The organism is Alloalcanivorax gelatiniphagus (genome assembly GCF_005938655.1).
GTDB classification, from domain to species: Bacteria; Pseudomonadota; Gammaproteobacteria; order Pseudomonadales; family Alcanivoracaceae; genus Alloalcanivorax; species Alloalcanivorax gelatiniphagus.
Genome location: NZ_VCQT01000001.1, coordinates 160,334 through 175,296, shown reverse-complemented (window position 1 = coordinate 175,296; position 14,963 = coordinate 160,334). Strand labels below are relative to the sequence as shown.

Below are 14,963 nucleotides of genomic sequence, written 5' to 3'. Positions count from 1 at the left end.
GGAATGGTGACAAAGGTCGCACTAAAACGGTAAGGTCGAAGCTTACACTATCGTCCGTCCCGAGGCGGCACTCGCCGGGCGTCCCCGCCAGGCCGGCCCTCGTTCGGGGAAGCCCAGGAAGCGAGTTGCGACTATGTTAAGGGAGTTGATCAAAATGGCCACCGGAAGCAAAAGCAAAAAAAGCACGGCCAGCAAGAAAGGCAAGGCCAAGCCGGCGCAAACCCGAACCACCAAGGCCGCGTCCTCCGGTAAAAGCACTGCGAAAAAGGCCACGGCGAAAAAAGCCACGGCGAAAAAGGCCACCGTGAAGAAGGCCGCGACCAAGACCGCCGCCAAAAAAGCCGCTCCCGCTCGCAACACCGCTTCCTCCCGCACCGCCGCCGGCGGCAAAGCCGCCGTGAAGACCCCGGCGAAGAAAACCGCCGCCAAGAGCAAGGCCGCCGCCGCGAAAGCACCGGCCAAGAAAGCCGCAGCTAAAAAGGCCGCCGCCAAAAAGACCACCGCGAAGAAAGCGACGGTGAAAAAGGCCCCGGCCAATCAATCCACGGCCAAGAAGGCCGTGACCAAGAAGGCGGCTGTGAAGAAAGCTACCGCCAAGAAAGCCGCCGTGAAGAAGCCTGCCGCCAAGCCGGCGGTGAAGAAAGCCACGGCCACCAAGGCCACCGCGAAAACCACTGCCGGCAAAAAAGCCCCGGCGGCCAAGGCCGCGCCGAAAAAAGCCGCCGCCACCAAGGCGCCGGTGAAGAAGGCCGCGCCCAAGAAAGCCCCGGCGCCCGCCAAGGCCGCCACCAGTACTCGCAAACCGGCGAGCACCTCGCCGGCGAAACCGACCTCGGCCGCGGCCCCCAAAAAAGCCGCGACCCGACCCGCCGCCAAGGCGGCCCGGACCACCGAACCCCAGCGTCCCACCCGGGCCGCCAGGACGGCGTCAGGAAGCCCGACCCGGGCTTCAACCCGTTCTCCATCTTCCAATCAGGTGACATCCAAGGTGAACAAATCCCCATCCACCGCCAGCAAGGCGGAAACGCTCATTCATGGTTTTATGCCGTACGTTCCCAAGGACGGCGAGGAGTACATGAACGAAGCCCAGCGCGCGCACTTCCGTCAGATTCTTCTGGCCTGGCGCCAGGAATTGATGGAGGAAGCCGACCGTACCATGCACCACCTCCAGGACGAGGTGGCCAACCTGCCCGACCCCGCCGACCGGGCCACCCAGGAAGAGGAATTCGCCCTGGAGCTGCGCACCCGCGACCGGGAGCGCAAGCTGCTCAAGAAGATCGAGAAGGCCCTGGATAAGATCGACAAGGACGATTACGGCTTCTGCGAAGCCTGTGGCGTGGAAATCGGTATCCGCCGTCTGGAGGCCCGCCCCACCGCCGAGCTTTGCATCGACTGCAAGGAGCTGGCGGAAATCAAGGAAAAACAACTGGCGGGGTGAGCCGCGATTACGTCGGGCGGTTCGCGCCCACGCCGTCGGGGCCACTGCATTTCGGCTCCCTGGTAACCGCCCTGGCCAGTTGGCTGGACGCCCGCCACCACGGCGGGCGCTGGCTGGTGCGGGTGGACGACCTGGACCCGCCACGGCAGCAGCCCGGCGCCGTGGACGCCATTCTCGATCAGCTCGACCGTTTCGGCCTTCACTGGGACGCCGCGCCGCTTTACCAAAGCCGGCGCGGTGACGCCTACGCGCAAGCGGTGGCGCGCCTGCTGGCCAGCGGCCATGCCTTCCACTGCACCCTGTCACGCAAACAGCTGCGCGCTCTGGACAACATTCACCCGGGCCCGGGTCTGGCACAGCCGCCGGGCCCGGACCGGGCGGTGCGTCTGACAGTGGCGGAAGGAGAGCGCTGTTTCCAGGACCGGGTGCAGGGGCGGGTGTGCGCCGATCTGGCCCGGGAGGGCGGGCCCTTCGTGATCCGCCGCCGGGACGGCCTGTTCGCCTATCAGCTGGCCTGCGCCCTGGACGACGCCGACCAGGGCATCACCGATGTGGTGCGTGGCAGCGATCTGCTGGCCTCCACCCTGCGCCAACTGCGGGTGCTGGAATGCCTGGAAGCGCCGGCGCCGCGCTATGCCCACCTGCCGGTGATCATGGACCCGGCCGGCGGCAAGATGAGCAAGTCCGCCGGCGCCGCGGCGCTGGATGCGCAACACCCGGGCGCCGCCCTGTTCGCGGCGCTGGGCTGCGTCGGGCTGACGCCGCCGGCGGGCTTGGCCGGCGCCGGGGTGGACGAGCAGCTGGCCTGGGCCCGGCACCATTGGCAACCGGCGCTGCTGCCCAGCGGCCGCCGCCAGCCACCGCCGGCGTGTTTACGCACGGCACAGGATTGATATGCTGGCCGCCTGGGAGACGCCATGTACACCGACCGCCTGCTGATCATTTTTATTCTGGGTACCTACCTGCTCTCCCCGGCGTTGATCGACTGGTGGAGCGAAGGCGGGCGCGCCTGGTACCGCCCTTATCTGGTATGGCTGGGCCTGATCGCGCTCAGTTACTGGATCACCCGGAGCCGGGACGTCGATGGCCTATAGCGTTAGCGAGCTGATCCTGATCGCCGGCGGCTACCTGCTGTTCCTGTTCCTGGTCGCCTGGATCACCGAAAAGGGCTACATCCCCGCCCGGCTGGTGCGCCATCCGGCGGTGTTCGTGTTTTCCCTGGGGGTGTACGCCAGCGCCTGGGCGATCTACGGCTCGGTGGGCTATGCCCACGACTACGGCTACAACTTCCTGGCCTATTTCCTGGGTATTTCCGGGGTGTTCCTGCTGGCGCCGATTCTGCTGGCGCCGATCCTGCGGCTCACCACCACCTATCAGCTCAGCTCCCTGGCGGACCTGTTCGCGTTCCGTTATCGCAGCCGCCTGGCCGGCGCCCTGACCACCCTGATGATGGTGGTCGGCATGCTGCCACTGCTGTCCATGCAGATCAAAGCGGTGGCGGAGTCGATCCAGATTCTCACCGGCGAGCCGGACCCGGCCTGGGTGGCGTTGTGGTTCTGCCTGCTGATTACCCTGTTCGCCATTCTGTTCGGCGCCCGCCATGCCACCGCCCGGGAACGCCACGAGGGCCTGGTGGTGGCGATCGCCATGGAGTCCCTGATCAAGCTGTTGGCGTTCGTGGCGGTGGCACTGGTGGGGCTGTTTGGCGTGTTCGACGGCCCAGGCGGGCTGGGCCAGTGGCTGGACGCCCACCCGGAAATGCTGTCGCGGCTTTACGGGCCGCTGCAAAACGGCAGCTGGCACAGCCTGATCATGGCGTTCTTCGTGTCCGCGGTGGTGATGCCGCACATGTTCCATATGGCGTTCACCGAGAACCTCAATCCCCGCGCCCTGGTGTCGGCCAGCTGGGGGTTGCCGCTGCTGTTCCTGATCATGGCCCTGTGCGTGCCGGTGATCCTGTGGGCGGCGCTGGCCAGCAACGCGCCCACCTCGCCGGACTATTTCACCCTGGGCGTGGGGCTCGCCAATGGCGGTGGCGCGGTGCTCGGCTATCTGGCCGGTCTGGCCGGCGCCAGTGGCATGCTGATCGTCGCCACCCTGGCGCTCTCCGGCATGAGCCTGAACCATCTGGTGCTGCCGGCCAGCCCGCTCAGCTCCGCCCACGATCTGTACCGCAACCTGCTGTGGACCCGGCGCGTGTTGATCGCCGCCATCCTGGCGCTGGCCTACGGCTTCTACCGACTGGCCGGCCCCGGGCACAGTTCGGTGGAGCTGGGCGTGCTGTCGTTCGTGGCCGCCCTGCAGTTCGTGCCCGGCCTGATCGGCACCCTGTTCTGGCCGTCCGGCAACCGCAATGGCCTGTTCGCCGGCATCGTCGCCGGTTTCGCGGTGTGGTTGCTGGCGCTGCTGATCCCGATCACCTTTCCGCAGTGGCAGGCCGGCACCGCGCTGGAGTGGATCGGCCTGCACCCGCGCCAGGGCATGGCCCACTGGAATCAGGTAGCGGTGGCCTCGCTCAGCCTGAACGGGCTGATCTATGCCATCGTCTCGATCATCACCCCCACTTCCCGGGCCGAACGCACCGCCGCCGAGGCCTGCGCGGTGGACAGCCTGCGCCGGCCCTATCGCTGGGACCTGGGGGCGAAGGACGTGGACGACTTCGTGCACGCGCTGAGCGGCCCGCTGGGCCCGGTCACCGCCGGCCGCGAGGTGGACATGGCACTGCGCGACCTGCGCCTGGGCCGGGAGGAAACCCGACCCTACGCGCTGCGCCGTCTGCGCGACCAGTTGGAGACCAATCTGTCCGGGCTGCTGGGCCCTTCGGTGTCGCACCAGCTGATGGACGACAACCTGCCCTACCAGCCCCAGGAAGGCGAGTCCGAGGACATCCGCTTTATCGAAACCCGCCTGGAGCAGTACCGCGACAAGCTGTCCGGTCTGGCGGCGGAACTGGACAGCCTGCGCCGCTTTCACCGGCAGACCCTGCTGGAGCTGCCCATGGGCGTGATCTCCCTGGGCGGCGACGGGGAAATCATCGGCTGGAACCGGGCGGCGGAAACCCTCACCGGCATCGACGCCGAGGACACCATCGGCTCCCGGCTCGGCCACCTGCCCACCCCCTGGGGCGAGCTGCTGGCCGAATTCAGCCGGGGCGACAGTGAGCACGAACCCCAGCGCCACCTGGAGGTGGACGGCCAGCCACGCTGGCTGAGCCTGCACCGCTCAAGGATTCACAGCCCCGGCGCCACCGAGCAGGCCGGCGGCCAGGTGCTGGTGCTGGAAGACATCACCGAGCTGCGCCAGATGGAATCGCACCTGGCCCACAACGAACGGCTCGCCTCCATCGGCCGGCTGGCCGCCGGCGTGGCCCACGAAATCGGCAACCCGGTGACCGCCATTGCCTGCCTGGCCCAGAATCTGGACGGCCATTGCGACGAGGACGAGCAGCGCCTCAGCGCCCGGCAGATCGTGGAGCAGACCCGGCGCATCACCCGCATCGTCGAGTCGCTGGTGACTTTCAGCCATTCCGGCGGCGTGCGCGACACCATCCAGGGCCCGGTCAATCTGGCCGCCACCGTGGCGGAAGCCATCGCCCTGCTGCTGCTGGACCCGGACCATCGGCGCCAGCAATTTGATAATCTGTGCCCGGGCGATCAGGAAGTGGTGGGCGATCCGCAACGTTTGCTGCAGGTGTTCGTCAACCTGCTCGGCAACGCCGCCGATGCCAGCCCGGACGATCAGCCCATCGTGGTGCGCAGCGAGCGCCAGCACCAGCATCTGCGCATTACCGTGGAAGATCGGGGCCACGGGGTGCCGGAAGAACTGCGCGATGCCCTGTTCGAACCTTTCGTGACCAGCAAACCGCCCGGCCGCGGCACGGGGCTGGGTCTGGCGCTGGTTTACAGTATTATCGAGGACCATCGCGGCACGGTGCGGGTGGAAAGCCCCATCGACAACGGCCGGGGTACCCGCTTCGTGATCGAGTTGCCGGCGTTCGCCGATGACCGGTCGCCAGCGACATAAAGAAGAAGGAACGGCACCATGAGCCATATCCTGATCGTCGAGGATGAACCCGTTATCCGGGGCGCGCTGCGTAAACTGCTGGAGCGCCACGATCATTCAGTGACGGAAGCGGAGTCCGTGGAACAGGCCCGCGAACAGGGCCTCGGCCAGTGCGACCTGATCATCAGCGACCTGCGCCTGCCCGGTGAGCCGGGCACCGCGCTGATCGAAATGGCCGGTTCGGTGCCGGTACTGATCATGACCAGCTATGCCAGCCTGCGCTCGGCGGTGGACGCCATGCGCCAGGGCGCGGTGGACTACATCCCCAAACCGTTCGACCACGATGAAATGCTGCTGGCGGTGGAGCGGGTGCTCAAGGAAGGCCGTATCAACCGGGGCAACCGGGTGCTGCGCCGGGACCTGGAGCGCAGCTACCCGGTGCACGCCATGATCGGCGAATGCGAGGCGATGCGGGAGCTCAAGCACCGTATCAGCCGGGTTGGGCCCACCCATACCCCGGTGCTGATTCTCGGCGAGGCCGGCACCGGCAAGGAACTCACCGCCCGCGCCCTGCACGAGCACAGTGAGCGTGCCGGCGCGCCGCTGGTCACCGTGCACTGCGCCGCCCTGCCCAAGGCACTGCAACTGCAGGAACTGTTCGGCGACGAGGAACGGGCCGGCCGCATCGAGGAGGCGGACGGCGGCACCCTGTTTCTGGATGAGGTGGGGGAATTGACCCCGGAGGCGCAAAGCCGGCTGCTCACGCTGCTGGAGCAGGGCGAGATCCATCGCCAGGAATCGCTGGCGGCGCGGCGGGTGGACGTGCGCGTGATCGCCAGCAGCCAGACCGAATTGCCGGCCCGGGTCAGCGACGGCCGTTTCCGCGACGATCTCTACTACCGGCTCAATGTAATGGAGCTGGAATTGCCGCCGTTGCGCGAGCGCGATGAGGATGTGGAGGAGCTGGCCCGGGCCCTGCTGGCCCGCAGCCGCGAGAAAATGCGCCGGGGCGAGCTGTTCTTCACCGAGGAGGCGCTCGCCGCCATGCGGCGCTATGCCTGGCCGGGCAACGTCAGGGAGCTGGAAAACGTGATCGAGCGGGCGGTGATCCTCTCCGAGGAAGACGGTATCGGCCCGGCCCAGCTGGGCCTCAACCCGAACCGCACCCCGCAGCGGCAGAGCCGCGCCAGCCTGGACCCCTCCGAGGACCTGTCCCTGGAAGACTATTTCACCCGTTTCGTGCTGGAGAACCAGGACAACATGACGGAAACCGAGCTGGCCCAGAAGCTCGGCATCAGCCGCAAGAGCCTCTGGGAGCGCCGCCAGCGCCTCAGCATCCAGCGCCCGAAACGGGGCTCCCGCCGCTAGCCTGCCCGGCTGACCACCCGCCTCCGGCCGGCTTCAACCCGGCCGGTTTTACATTCCTCCCGCCGCTTGACCATCGGATGATTCGCATCGATGTGGATTTTTTTTCCGGTTTCCGTGCTTGCTTCTGGCGGGTCAGGGGCGGGGCGTCGTGCCGCCCCTCAGAAGTGTTACCTTACTACACAGCACGGTAACAAGTGCGTTACCGGTGTCGGTCACCTTTACACCCTGATTTTTCAAAATTTCCATAAGTCATTGTTTTTTAAGGATTTAACAAGCTGTTGCAATGAAAAATCCATCCATGCACTATGAATCCCACGCCACATAAGGAAAACAACAACGGCGACGAGGCTCAGAATAAGAACAAGAAAAGAAGAAGAAAAAAGCTTGAGCCGAAATAACATGCCGTAGCGAAAATTGATTACGGCGCAAGGCAGAAAACAAAATAAAAAATAACAACAACAGAATCAGCGCATAGGGGACCACGACCAAGGTTGTGGTCCCTTTTTACTTTTCGGCCCCGGCGCACCAGAGCGGAAGTGTAACTCACTCTCCAGACCTTTCTCCATATCGGATGACCGGTGGCGGCGAAAAAGTGCTACCATGCCGCCTTTCATCTCGTCAGGACGTTTTTTGCTCAATGGCATCCAGATTCGTAGAGCGTTCAGCGGCATTTTTTCCGCACCTTTGGACTCTCATTTCAAGACCATTCCTATTCCTCTGGACCCGACTCCTGCGCAAAGGTTCCTTTGACTCGCCCCGACTTCCCGAAGCGCGGGTGATTCCCCGCGATCAGCACACGATCTCGCGCAAGGACATTTCCCGTGCCGCGCTGAACGTACTGTACGGGTTGCACAAAGGCGGCTTCGAGGCCTATCTGGTGGGCGGCTGCCTGCGAGACCTGCTGTGCGGGCGCCAGCCCAAGGACTTCGACGTGGTCACCGACGCCACGCCGGATGAGGTGCATCGTCTGTTCAAGCGCAGCCGCATCATCGGCCGGCGCTTCCAGATCGTGCATGTGCGCTTCGGCCGCGAGATCATCGAAGTCTCCACCTTCCGCGCCTTCCAGCGCGACGACATGAACGACGACCAGCACCTGGCCCATGAGGAAACCGGCCTGGTACTGCGTGACAATGCCTGGGGCAGCATCGAGGAAGACGCGCTGCGCCGGGATTTCACCGTCAATGCGCTCTACTACAACATCGCCGATTTCGCCCTGTACGACTTCGTGCAGAGCCGCCGGGACATCGAGCGCGGCGTGCTGCGGTTGATCGGCGACCCGGAACAGCGCTACCGGGAAGATCCGGTGCGCATGCTGCGGGCGGCGCGCTTCGCCGCCAAGCTGGGCTTCGAGCCGGACCGGGCCACCGCCGAGCCGATCCCGCGCCTCGCCGAGCTGCTGCTGCAGGTGCCGCCGGCACGGCTGTTCGACGAGGTCCTCAAGCTGTTCCTCAGCGGCCATGCCCGCGCCTCCTACCAGGAACTGCGCGAGCTGGGGCTGTTTCCCTTCCTGTTCCCGGAGACCGACCTCTGCCTGCAAGGCGATCAGGGCGAGACCTGGGAAGCGATGATTCTGGCGGCCATGGACAATACCGACGCGCGCCTGGCGGAAGACAAGCCGGTGACCCCCGCCTTTATCCTGGCGGTGCTGCTGTGGCCGGTGGTGACCGCGCGCCTGGACAAGTACCGGGCCGATGGCGTGCCGCCGGCGCCGGCCCTGCACAAGGCCGCCAGCTGGGCGCTGGATCAGCAGATCCAGCACACCGCCGTGCCGCGCCGCTTCTCCACGGTGATGCGGGAAATGTGGGACCTGCAGCAACGGCTGCCCCGCCGGGGCGGCAAACGGGCGGACACCCTGCTGCAGCACCCGCGCTTCCGCGCCGCCTACGATTTTCTGCTGCTCCGCGAGCAGGCCGGCGAGATCCGTGCCGGCCTGGGCGCCTGGTGGACCCGCTATCAGCAGGTCGACGAGCAGGAACGCTACGCCATGACCCAGGCCCTGGGGCCCAACCAGGGCGCCGGCGGTGATGGCGGCGGCGGCAACAACGGGGGCGGTCGCCGTCGCCGGCGGCGCCGCGGCGGACGTTCCTCCTCCTCCAATCAGGGGTAAGCCCGTGGTGGTAATCGGCCTGGGCAGCAACCTGAACGACCCGGAGCAACAGGTGACCCGCGCCCTGGGCGCCCTGGCGACGCTGCCGGAGACCCGCCTGCTGGGCCATTCGGACCTGTACAGCACCGCCCCGGTGGGCCCCCAGGACCAGCCCGACTACGTTAACGCGGTGGCGCTGCTGGACACCGATCTGGACCCGCTGGCGCTGCTCGATGCCCTGCAGGGGCTGGAACAGGCCGCCGGCCGCCAGCGCCGCCGCCACTGGGGGGAGCGCACCCTGGACCTGGATATTCTGCTGTGGGATCAGGCCAGCGTGCGCCTGCCGCGCCTGCGTATCCCGCACCCGGAAATGACCCGCCGCGCCTTCGTGCTGCGCCCGCTGCTCGACCGCCTGCCGGATTGCCGCTTGCCGGATGGCACCGCCCTGGCGGACCATTGGTCGGCGGTGGCCGATCAGCCCCTGCATCGCCTGCACCGTCTGGAGGAGGACCGGTTTGCTGACTGAACGCATCAACAAACTGCGCGCCACCGGCGAACTGCCCCGCTTTATCGCCGTGGAAGGCCCCATTGGTGTCGGCAAGACCACCCTGACCCGCCGGCTGGCGGACACCTTCGGCTTCGACACCCTGCTGGAGCAGGCCGAGGACAACCCGTTCCTGGGCCGCTTCTACCAGGACCCGGCACGCTATGCCCTGCAGACCGAACTGTTCTTCCTGTTCCAGCGTGCCGACCAGCTGCGCCAGTTGCAGCAGCAGGATCTGTTCACCGGCCCCAAGGTGGCGGACTTTCTGGTCGACAAGAACCGGCTGTTCGCCGAAGTGAACCTGGACGAGGACGAATTCGCCCTCTACGACAATGTGTTCCGGCACATGCTGCTGGACGCCCCGGCGCCGGACCTGGTGATCTATCTGCAGGCCCCCACCGGGGTGCTGCGCCAGCGGGTCCAGAAACGGGGCCACGACATCGAGCAGCGCATCGACCCGGACTACCTGGGCCGCCTCAACGACGCCTACACCCGCTTCTTCCACTTCTATGACGCGGCACCGCTGCTGATCGTCAACGCCGCCGAAATCGATCTGGTCAGCGGCGAAGCGGACTATCAGCAACTGGTGGGCGAGTTGCTGGACATCCGCACGGGCCGCCACTATTTTAATCCCCGCCCGCTGGTGTAACACCCGACAGCGGCGTGAACCGGCCCCAGGGAGCTACCCATGCCCGTTACCATCCGCACCCTCAAGAAACGCAAGGACGACGGCGAAAAATTCTCCGTCCTGACCGCCTACGACGCCACTTTCTCACGCCTGATCAGTGAAGCCGGCGTGGACGCCATGCTGATCGGCGATTCCCTCGGCAATGTGATCCAGGGCCAGGAAAGCACCGTGCCGGTGACCCTGGAACAGATGGTCTACCACACCGAATGCGTGGCGCGCGGCAATCAGGGCAGCCTGATCATCGCCGATGTGCCGTTCATGGGCGCCGCCACCCTGGAGAGCACCCTGGACGCGGCCACCGCCCTGATGCAAGCCGGCGCCAACGTGATCAAGCTGGAAGGCGGCGCCTGGCTGGCCGAGGCGGTCACCGTGCTCAAGCGCAACGGCGTGCCGGTGTGCGCGCACCTGGGGCTGACCCCGCAGGCGGTGAACGCCTTCGGCGGCTACCGGGTACAGGGCAAGGACGAGGCCGGCGCCCGGGAGTTGCTGGACGCCGCCTTTACCCTGGACCGGGCCGGCGCCGCCCTGTTCGTGCTGGAATGCGTGCCGCGCACCCTGAGCGCGGAAATCACCGCCGCCGTGGAGGCCCCGGTGATCGGCATCGGCGCCGCCCCGGAATGCGACGGCCAGGTGCTGGTGCTGCACGACATGCTGGGCCTGAACCCGCGCCCGGCGCGCTTCGTGAAGGATTTCATGGCGGAATCCGACGGCGGCGTGGCGGGTGCCTTCCGCGCCTACCATGAAGCGGTCAAAAGCGGCCGCTTCCCCACCGACGAACACTGTTTCTGACCATGGACATCCTGCATAGCGTCGCCGACGTGCGGGCGCGGGTGGCGCAATGGCGCCGCGACGGCCTCAGCGTCGGCCTGGTGCCCACCATGGGCAATCTCCACGACGGCCACCTGAGCCTGGTGCACACCGCCCGGGACCACTGCGACGCGGTGGTGGTGTCGGTGTTCGTCAACCCCACCCAATTCGGCCCCGGCGAGGATTTTGACGCCTACCCGCGCACCCTGGACGCGGACGCCGACCGGCTGCGGGACGCCGGGGTGGAGGTGCTGTTCGCGCCGTCGGTGGACGAGATGTACCCGCTCGGCGCCAACCACACCTGGGTGGACGTGGACGGCCTGGGCGACTACCTGTGCGGCGCCGACCGGCCCGGCCATTTCCGAGGCGTGGCCACGGTGGTGAGCAAGCTGTTCCATATCGTCCAGCCGGACGTGGCGGTGTTTGGCGAGAAGGATTTCCAGCAGTTGGCGATTCTGCGCCGCATGACCGAGGAATTGCTGTTTCCGATCCGCATCGTCGGCGCCCCCATCGCCCGTGACGCGGACGGCCTGGCGATGAGCTCCCGCAACGGCTACCTGAGCGACCAGGAGCGCGCCCGCGCGCCCCGCCTCCAGCATCACCTGGACCAGGCCCGCCGGGCCCTGGAAACCGGTGAACGGGACTTCCGGGAGCTGGAGGCGCGCACCGCCGCCGCCCTCTCCGCGGAGGGCTTCGAGGTGGATTACGTGACCGTGGCCAACGCTCGCACCCTGGCCCCGGCCGACGCCGGCGACCGGGACCTGGTGATCGCCGCCGCCGCCCGGCTTGGCAAGCCCAGATTGATCGACAATCTGGCGCTGACGCTGCCGGCGTCCTGATAGGCTGTTTTACCGAAAAGGCTTACCAAAAAGGCCCCCATACAGGCTGTATCCCCTTTCTTGTATGTGACCGGGGGTTCATGCATACTGCCGGCCCCTCGCAGAGGCCGGCCCCAGGGGCCGTTCCAGGGGTTGTTCAGAGAGGTACCCGACATGCAGTGCACCATGCTGAAAGCCAAGTTGCACCAGGCCCGCGTGACCCACGCGGAACTCGAGTATGAAGGCTCCTGCGCCATCGACGGCGAGTTGATGGACATGGCCGGCATTCTTGAGTACGAGCAAATCCAGATTTACAACCTGGACAACGGCGAGCGCTTTGAAACCTACGCCATTCGTGGCGAAGAGGGTTCCAAGATTATCTCCGTCAATGGCGCCGCCGCGCACAAAGCGCAGCCCGGCCACCGGGTGATCATTTGCGCCTACGCCAACTACTCCAGCTCCGAGCTGATCAATTACAAGCCGCGTCTGATTTACATGGGCGAAGGCAACGCCGTGAAAGGCACCAGCAACGCCATTCCGGTCCAGGTGGCCTGACCCGCCACCCCGTTTTCGCCCTCATGAAACGCCGGCCCCGCGCCGGCGTTTTTTATGCCTCGCCCTATACCGTGCTCCAGCCTGACAGCGGCTCCGCCGCCCCGCCATTCGCCTTTGGTCTTAAGGGTGCACCGCCCCCTGTTCCGCTCTACAGTAGGACCGGACAATAAGGTTTCATCAGCCCGCGCGCCGGCCGGAAAGCATCACGGTCATAGACCATGGTGGAATTCAGCCGACGCGGCCACGGCGGGATAATGCGTGGCCATGCGCCTTCCGGTAAGGCCCGGCCCTGCCGTGGCGCCACGGGCTCCCGTCTCGCACGGGAATAACAACAGACCAGCGGGCAGTATCAAGGAGACAGCCATGTCAGAACAAAAGATTCACCCGGTACCGGAGGCGTTCAAACGCCAGACTCTGATGGATCGGGAAACCTACGATCGCTGGTATCAGCAATCGGTCAGTGACCCGGACACCTTCTGGGCCGACCGCGCCGATGAGCTGCTTGATTGGAAAACCCGCTGGGACACGGTCAGCGACTGGGATTTCAAGGAGGGCCGCGCCGCCTGGTTCCAGGGCGCCACCCTCAACGCCTGCTACAACTGCGTGGACCGGCACCTGCCGGCGCGCGCCAACCAGACCGCCATCATCTGGGAAGGCGACGACCCGGGCCAGGACAAGCGCATCAGCTATCAGGAACTGTTCGAGCAGGTCTCCCGGCTGGGCAACGTGCTCAAGGACCGGGGCGTGAAAAAGGGCGACCGGGTGGTGATCTACATGCCGATGATCCCGGAAGCGGCCTATGCCATGCTCGCCTGCGCGCGCATCGGCGCCATCCACTCGGTGGTGTTCGGCGGCTTCTCGCCGGAAGCGCTCAAGGACCGTATCCAGGACGCCGGCGCCAGCGCGGTGATCACCGCCGATGAGGGCGTGCGCGGCGGCAAACTGATTCCTCTCAAGGCCAACACCGACAAGGCCATGAACGACGGCGGCCATGACGTGCATACCTGCGTGGTGGTGCGCCGCACCGGCAACAAGGTGGACTGGGATGACGGCCGCGATGTCTGGTACCACGAAGCCATGGAGCAGGTCTCCGACCAGTGCGAACCGGAATGGATGGAGGCCGAGGACCCGCTGTTCACCCTCTACACCTCCGGCTCCACCGGCAAGCCCAAGGGCGTGCTGCACAGCACCGCCGGCTACATGCTGCAGGCGGCGCTGACCCACAAATACGTGTTCGACTATCACGACGGTGACATCTACTGGTGTACCGCCGACGTGGGCTGGATCACCGGCCACAGCTACATCGTCTACGGCCCCCTGGCCAACGGCGCCACCACCCTGATGTTCGAGGGCGTGCCCACCTACCCGGACGCCTCCCGCCACTGGCAGGTGGTGGACAAGCACAAGGTGAACATCTACTACACCGCCCCCACCGCCATCCGCGCCCTGATGGGCCAGGGCGACGGCCCGGTCAAACAAACCTCACGCAAGAGCCTGCGGCTGCTGGGCACGGTGGGGGAACCGATCAATCCGGAGGCCTGGGAGTGGTATTACCGGGTGGTGGGCGAGGAGCGCTGCCCGATCGTGGACACCTGGTGGCAGACCGAAACCGGCGCCATCATGATCGCCCCGCTGCCCGGCGCCGTGGACCTCAAGCCCGGCTCCGCCACCCTGCCCATGTTCGGCGTGCAGCCGGGGCTGATGGACCCGGACGGCAAGGAACTGGAGGGCGCTACCTCCGGTAACCTGGTGATCAAGGCCAGCTGGCCAAGCCAGATCCGCACCGTCTACGGCGACCACCAGCGCATGATCGACACCTACTTCAGCGCCTACCCGGGCTACTACTTCACCGGCGACGGCGCCCGCCGGGACGAGGACGGCTACTACTGGATCACCGGCCGGGTGGACGACGTGCTCAATGTGTCCGGCCACCGGCTGGGCACCGCCGAGATCGAGTCCGCGCTGGTGCTGCACAAGAGCATCTCCGAGGCCGCCGTGGTGGGCTACCAGCACGAGGTCAAGGGTCAGGGGATCTATGCCTATGTGTCGCTGATGAGCGGCTCCGAGGGCAGCGACGAACTGATCACCGAGCTGCGCGAACTGGTCACCCAGGAAATCGGCCCCATCGCCAAGCCCGACCTGATCCACTTCGCCCCGGGCCTGCCCAAGACCCGCTCCGGCAAGATCATGCGCCGTATCCTGCGCAAGATCGCCGCCGATGAACTGGACTCCCTGGGCGACACCTCCACCCTGGCCGACCCGGCGGTGGTGGATGAGCTGATCAAAACCCGCAAGAACGGCAACGACTGACCCGAACCGGGATCGGAAATGTAGGAGCGACTTCAGTCGCGATGCCGATGGCACCGCCGCTGATCGCGGCTGAAGCCGCTCCTACACACGCCCCCAGCCACCGGGCCCCGGATCGGAGTGTAGGAGCGGCTTCAGTCGCGATGCCGATGGCACCGCCGTTGATCGCGGCTAAAGCCGCTCCTACATACCCCCCCGGCCACCGGGCCCCGGATCGGAGTGTAGGAGCGACTTCAGTCGCGATGCCGATGGCACCGCCGTTGATCGCGGCTGAAGCCGCTCCTACACACGTCCCCGGCCACCGGGCCCCGGATCGGATGTAGGAGCGACTTCAGTCGCGATGCCAGTGG

General features: G+C 66.2%; 14 protein-coding genes. 12 read left to right on the top strand and 2 right to left on the bottom strand.

What is annotated here, in order from left to right; translation table 11 throughout:
• Positions 1 to 42: 42 nt before the first annotated feature.
• Both FGS76_RS19390 and FGS76_RS19385 read right to left on the bottom strand, forming a co-directional pair.
• On the bottom strand, positions 43 to 537 hold the full coding sequence (locus FGS76_RS19390; protein WP_170214370.1) for a hypothetical protein: 495 nt from the start codon (positions 535 to 537) through the stop codon (positions 43 to 45).
• Positions 538 to 972: a hypothetical protein gene (locus FGS76_RS19385; protein WP_170214369.1), complete on the bottom strand. Its 435-nt coding sequence runs from the start codon at positions 970 to 972 to the stop codon at positions 538 to 540.
• 70 nt (positions 973 to 1,042) lie between these two features.
• On the opposite strand from FGS76_RS19385, the gene dksA reads away from it, so the two are divergent.
• The 12 genes from dksA (at position 1,043) to acs (ending at position 14,616) form a co-directional block, all read left to right on the top strand.
• Positions 1,043 to 1,438, top strand: a complete 396-nt coding sequence (gene dksA, locus FGS76_RS00800; protein ID WP_138770752.1) for an RNA polymerase-binding protein DksA — start codon at positions 1,043 to 1,045, stop codon at positions 1,436 to 1,438.
• Complete coding sequence (gene gluQRS, locus FGS76_RS00795; RefSeq protein ID WP_138770725.1) at positions 1,435 to 2,331, top strand: tRNA glutamyl-Q(34) synthetase GluQRS; 897 nt, start codon at positions 1,435 to 1,437, stop codon at positions 2,329 to 2,331. The genes dksA and gluQRS overlap by 4 nt, the downstream gene beginning before the upstream one ends.
• 24 nt (positions 2,332 to 2,355) lie before the next feature.
• The gene (locus tag FGS76_RS19380) at positions 2,356 to 2,532 is read left to right on the top strand and encodes a hypothetical protein (RefSeq protein WP_170214368.1); all 177 of its coding nucleotides are present in this window, start codon (positions 2,356 to 2,358) and stop codon (positions 2,530 to 2,532) included.
• Positions 2,522 to 5,461 carry a sensor histidine kinase gene (locus FGS76_RS00790; protein ID WP_138770724.1) on the top strand — a complete coding sequence of 980 codons (2,940 nt, stop codon included), beginning with the start codon at positions 2,522 to 2,524 and terminating at the stop codon, positions 5,459 to 5,461. The genes FGS76_RS19380 and FGS76_RS00790 overlap by 11 nt, the downstream gene beginning before the upstream one ends.
• A gap of 18 nt (positions 5,462 to 5,479) precedes the next feature.
• Positions 5,480 to 6,808 (top strand): sigma-54-dependent transcriptional regulator, encoded by a 1,329-nt coding sequence (locus tag FGS76_RS00785; protein ID WP_138770723.1) that lies wholly within the window; start codon positions 5,480 to 5,482, stop codon positions 6,806 to 6,808.
• A 775-nt stretch (positions 6,809 to 7,583) separates the two neighbouring features.
• Positions 7,584 to 8,915, top strand: a complete 1,332-nt coding sequence (gene pcnB, locus FGS76_RS00780; protein WP_338081319.1) for a polynucleotide adenylyltransferase PcnB — start codon at positions 7,584 to 7,586, stop codon at positions 8,913 to 8,915.
• Between the two features lie 4 nt (positions 8,916 to 8,919).
• The gene (folK, locus tag FGS76_RS00775) at positions 8,920 to 9,420 is read left to right on the top strand and encodes a 2-amino-4-hydroxy-6-hydroxymethyldihydropteridine diphosphokinase (protein ID WP_240692334.1); all 501 of its coding nucleotides are present in this window, start codon (positions 8,920 to 8,922) and stop codon (positions 9,418 to 9,420) included.
• Entirely contained in the window at positions 9,410 to 10,087 is a 678-nt protein-coding gene (locus FGS76_RS00770; protein ID WP_377899103.1) for a deoxynucleoside kinase, read from the top strand. Before folK ends, FGS76_RS00770 begins: the two co-directional genes overlap by 11 nt.
• Before the next feature lie 39 nt (positions 10,088 to 10,126).
• Positions 10,127 to 10,915 (top strand): 3-methyl-2-oxobutanoate hydroxymethyltransferase, encoded by a 789-nt coding sequence (gene panB, locus FGS76_RS00765; RefSeq protein WP_138770719.1) that lies wholly within the window; start codon positions 10,127 to 10,129, stop codon positions 10,913 to 10,915.
• A 2-nt stretch (positions 10,916 to 10,917) separates the two neighbouring features.
• A complete protein-coding gene (gene panC / locus FGS76_RS00760) occupies positions 10,918 to 11,772 on the top strand; it encodes a pantoate--beta-alanine ligase (RefSeq protein WP_138770718.1) in 855 nt (284 codons plus the stop codon).
• A gap of 153 nt (positions 11,773 to 11,925) precedes the next feature.
• Complete coding sequence (gene panD / locus FGS76_RS00755; protein WP_138770717.1) at positions 11,926 to 12,306, top strand: aspartate 1-decarboxylase; 381 nt, start codon at positions 11,926 to 11,928, stop codon at positions 12,304 to 12,306.
• A gap of 363 nt (positions 12,307 to 12,669) precedes the next feature.
• On the top strand, positions 12,670 to 14,616 hold the full coding sequence (acs, locus tag FGS76_RS00750) for an acetate--CoA ligase (RefSeq protein ID WP_138770716.1): 1,947 nt from the start codon (positions 12,670 to 12,672) through the stop codon (positions 14,614 to 14,616).
• The last annotated feature ends 347 nt before the right edge of the window (positions 14,617 to 14,963 follow it).